Here is a 4,424-nt window from a genome sequence, read left to right as displayed (position 1 = left end):
GGTTTTTCTTCCGGTCGCCCTGCTTCCGGCCCAACTGTCGTCGGAACCGTGGAAATGACAATTCCCGCAGCGGATCGGGCCAGGGCCACCACCGCCACCACCGTCGCCATCGTGACAGTTGCCACACTGGTGGCGGGCATAAGGCCTGTCCGGGGCGTAATGGTGGATATACTCCCAGTTGGTGCTGTGGCATCTGCCGCATAGGGACTTCATATTGTTGGTGCTGCTCATGGTCACGGAGCCGCCGTTCACCCGCCGCCGGATCAGCTTGATATTCTCTGAACCATGGGGCTCGTGGCAGTCCAGGCAGGAGAGGACCATGTTGCTCTTGCCGGCGGTGGAGTACGGGGCTTGGAAATGATCCGTGCCATCCCTCGGGGCGCCACCGTGTTTCTCTCCCTCGGGGCCCCCGCTCCAATCAATAGGGCGCAGATGGCGGCCCAGTTTGCTGCTCCAGATCGTGTTGCTGCTGTTGTGGCAGTCGGTGCAGAAGCCCACGTAATCCGGGGTCTTGCTGCCGTCGCTGACCGCGTCGCCCGCCGGCTCCCGCACACTGGCGCTCGCGGCATGGGGAGCTTCATACTGGTTGGGGTAGGCTGTGGAGATCAGCTCGCTCTCCCCCCAGAGATTGAAATGGTCGCTGGGCTTGGAGATGGCCGACTGGTTGGGGATGTTCTCCCAGTTGCGCTTGGCCAGATGGGGGTTATGGCAGGCGTTACAGGGGTTGCTCTCCGGCCGGTACCAGGGGTAGGTGGCGGGATTGTCCTGGACAAACTGGTGGATATCCTTGAGATTGTGGTAGGAGTTCGAATTGAAGGCCGCCATGATCGAAGGGGGCCCGGCAAGGGGGTTGGCCCCGCCAAAGGTGGCGCTGTAGTCTTTATTCTCCACCACTTGCACCGAACCGAACTGGTTGTGGCAATAAAAACAGAAGTTGTCGGACTCCAGGTAGGGATTGCTGGCGGCGGTGGTGTTGAAGTTGCGGGCAAAGAGGGTGAAGGGCGAAGCCCCTCCCCCCCCCGGCGCGGGCTCGTTCCCCTCCAGACTGGCATGCATCTCGTGGCAGTGGGCGCAGTTGCCCCGGGAGTAGCCCTCCATGGCGCCCCGGGAAACCCCGTAGGCCGAGCCATGGGCCGAGCCGGTATATTTACCCCCGGCGACCGAAGCCGGCAGCAGCAGCCCGATCAACCCCGCCGCCAGCAGGTTCTGCCAGCGCAACAGGGAAGAGGATGAAGTGGAGACCGGGGTGGCGCTTCTCAAGCTCTGCATGGGGCGTGCCTTAATCTTCATGGGTATGGTACAGGGGTGATGGTGATAGGAAGTTGTTTTTCTCGACCCGGGCATGAAAAGCGGGGCGTCAACGACAACCCCGGGCAACCTGCCCTTCAAAAATCAATAGATCAGTGGATCTATAGATATTGACGGTCAGTCTGTCAACGAAAAAATCGGGCGCGAAAGTATCCTGATTCCGGTAATAATTATGGAAACGGGACGAACCATCATCCTTTCGCCATCAGAAGAGAGTTTTGCAAATTTGTTATCGGGATGAATATTGACATCATAGCCCCCTTCTGTCACCATGCTGCAGTTATAGACTTCTGCTTTCTGACCCGGCCGTTCCCGATTTGGAATAAACCATTGATTTAATGGTTATACAACTTTCTGTCTTTCGTAAGTTTTTTAACCTTGGCACGGTAACACCCCAGCATTCGGGAGGATTTCGGCAAGATTCCCGGCCACCAGTGACATCAGATTGCTGGTCAGGTCGACCAAATCGGGAACGATTGAATATTTGCCACCCGATCGCAAGAGACTTCTGACAAACATCAATATCCGAACCGGGAGGATCAACGGAAGATGAATATCAACTTTCAGAAGAATTTGAGTGTAAGATTTCGCCTGGCGGGTTTCATGTGTTTTCTGCTGATGCTGGTGCTCTGGATCGCCTTTCTCGGTTTCATGGTGGCCCAGAATGCCAACCGCTCGTTTGGCAAGGTGTACAGTGGCCACATTCTGCCCCTCAACCAACTGCACGAGATCGACAACCTTTTCCGCCGCGATCTGCTGAATATGGTCGAAGAGCTGCTTTCCACCGACAAACGGACCGTTTGGGAGGAGGGGCAGCGCAATCTCGAGAAGATCCGGGGGCAGATCGAGCGCCAACAGGCCGAGCTGGAACTGCTGGCCGGCCAACAGGAGAGCTCGTGGCTGACCGGCGCCAATGCCTTGACGGCCCAATCCCTGGCGCTGATCGTCGACCTTCAGCCCCTCATTCGCCAGCGTGACCACGAAAAGCTGGAGAGATTCTACTACGACGAACTCCAGGTTCACGCCCTGGACTATTCCGACCGGATCGGCGCGCTGATGCAGGGCGGGATAGCCGGCATTCAGACCGCGTTTGACGATTCCCAGGGGAAATTCCGCCTTTTCCAGTGGGCTTTTCTGGGGGCGCTGCTCTTCGGCATCCTGGTCAGCCTGGCGGCCGGGGCTGTTCTGATCCGCAACATCAATGAGCCTTTTGTCAAGTTCAAAGAGGTCCTCTCCCATGTAATGCAGGGCGATCTGACCAAACGGCTCGATTATGACCGCAATGACGAATTCAAGGTATTATCCGACGGCTTCAACCAGATGGCCGATTATATCCGTGATCTGGTTTCGCGGATCCAGCAGGCCGGCATTCAGGTAACCGGCTCGATCAACGAGATCGCCGCCGCCGTCCGCCAGCAGGAGGCCACCAGTAATGAACACGCCTCCACCACCAGTGAAATAGCCGCCTCCACCACCGAAATCGCGGCCACGGCGGCCAACCTGCAGCAGACGATGAAGAAGGTCAACAGCCTGACCCAGAACTCCGCCTACGCCGCCGAAGAAGGGCATGCCGGACTCTCCAGCATCAAACAGACCATGGGCAACATGGAGGAGGCCACCAAGGCCATCGTCCACAAGCTCTCCGTCCTTAACGAAAAGGCCGGCAATATCGCCGGGGTGGTGAAAACAATCAACAAGATCGCCGACCAGACCAATCTGCTGTCGCTCAACGCCGCCATCGAAGCGGAAAAGGCCGGCGAATACGGGGCCGGTTTCGCGGTGGTGGCCACCGAGATCCGCCGGCTGGCCGACCAGACGGCGGTCGCCACTTTCGATATCGAACAGATTGTCAAAGAGGTGCAGTCGGCGGTGGCCGCCGGGGTGATGGGAATCGACAAGTTTGCCGAGGATGTGCGGGCCAGCGCCAAGGAGATCCGGAGCAGCGGCGAGCAGCTCTCGGGTGTTATCGAGCAGGTGCAGGTGCTGCGACCGCAGATCGGAGCGGTCAACGAAGGGATTGAGGCCCAGGCCCTGGGGGCCCGCCAGATCAACGAGGCCATCAGCCAGATGAACGAGGTGGCCCAACAGGCTGCCGAAACGATTACCCAGACCAGCTCCTCCATTAACATGCTCCAGCAGGCGGCGGCCGGTCTCCAACAGGCAGTCTCCTCCTTCAAGATCAAATAAGCGCCATGCTGATGCTCCTTTTTGCGATCAAGGATGACCGTTACGCCATGCCCACGGAACGGATCGTGGAGATCATCCCCCTGGTCCGCTTCAAAAAGATTCCCAAAACGGCCGACCATGTGGCCGGCATGATCAATTACCATGGCGAACCGGTGCCGGTCATCGACCTCGGCGTCCTGATCGGCGGCTCGCCGTGCGACCGCTATTACAGCACCCGGATTATTCTGGTCAACTATCCCCTGGCCCAGGGCGAGAAGCTGCTGGGGATTATGGCTGAACGGGCCACCTCGATGATCAGCAACCAGGAGGGGCAGATCGACTCCGGCCGGATTCTGATCGACGAAGCTCTTCATACCAGCGAAGCCGGCGGCAAAAATGACGGTATTGTGCAGTGGTTCGACTTGGTCCGGATGGTGCCGGAAGGAATGGTGGCCGAGTTGCTCAGGGGATGATGAAGATAAATGATTAACCGCGATCTCGAAGCCATTTTGCAGCAGGCGATTGGCTTGAAAATCACCTCTCTCAGTCAGAGTTCCATCGAACGGGTGATGAAGCGGCGACTGGCAGCACTGGGGCTGGAGAGTCTCGACGATTATCTGGGCAGACTGAAAAGTTCGCCCCAGGAACTGAAAACGCTGATCGAAGAGGTGGTGATCCCGGAAACCTGGTTTTTCAGAGATGGGGAGTCCTATACCTTCCTGGCTGGTTTTTTGCGGCAACAGCTTAAGCCGACCGGCAACCGGCCATTGCGGATTCTCAGCATTCCCTGTTCGACCGGCGAAGAGCCGTACTCCATAGCAATCACCGCCCTGCAGGCCGGCTGGCCGCCCTACCTGCTGCGGGTCGATGCGGTGGATATCAGCGTCCGGGCCATTGAGCTGGCCAGGAGAGGTGAATACCGCCCCAACTCATTCCGGGGGGATGATCTC

General features: G+C 58.3%; 4 protein-coding genes. 3 read left to right on the top strand and 1 reads right to left on the bottom strand.

The window, feature by feature from the left end; translation table 11 throughout:
- Positions 1–1,290, bottom strand: a 1,290-nt coding sequence (locus ACHHRT_RS13620; protein WP_395500319.1) for a cytochrome c3 family protein, incomplete at its 3' end; no start/stop codon positions are given.
- A 567-nt stretch (positions 1,291–1,857) separates the two neighbouring features.
- On the opposite strand from ACHHRT_RS13620, the gene ACHHRT_RS13615 reads away from it, so the two are divergent.
- The 3 genes from ACHHRT_RS13615 to ACHHRT_RS13605 all read left to right on the top strand — a co-directional run.
- Positions 1,858–3,495, top strand: a complete 1,638-nt coding sequence (locus ACHHRT_RS13615) for a methyl-accepting chemotaxis protein (protein WP_395500318.1) — start codon at positions 1,858–1,860, stop codon at positions 3,493–3,495.
- 11 nt (positions 3,496–3,506) lie between these two features.
- Positions 3,507–3,947: a chemotaxis protein CheW gene (locus ACHHRT_RS13610; RefSeq protein ID WP_395500317.1), complete on the top strand. Its 441-nt coding sequence runs from the start codon at positions 3,507–3,509 to the stop codon at positions 3,945–3,947.
- 9 nt (positions 3,948–3,956) lie between these two features.
- On the top strand, positions 3,957–4,424 hold a 468-nt coding region (locus ACHHRT_RS13605), incomplete at its 3' end, for a CheR family methyltransferase (protein WP_395500316.1).

Source organism: Desulfurivibrio modestus (assembly GCF_044068625.1).
Lineage (GTDB): Bacteria > Desulfobacterota > Desulfobulbia > Desulfobulbales > Desulfurivibrionaceae > Desulfurivibrio.
Note: the sequence above shows the minus strand (reverse complement) of the source record. Positions and strands in the feature narration are given on the sequence as shown.

Bases quoted from the DNA above. Each gene is read 5' to 3' on its own strand.
- ACHHRT_RS13615 (WP_395500318.1), top strand. From the start codon at position 1,858: ATGAATATCAACTTTCAGAAGAATTTGAGTGTAAGATTTCGCCTGGCG.
- ACHHRT_RS13610 (WP_395500317.1), top strand. From the start codon at position 3,507: ATGCTCCTTTTTGCGATCAAGGATGACCGTTACGCCATGCCCACGGAA.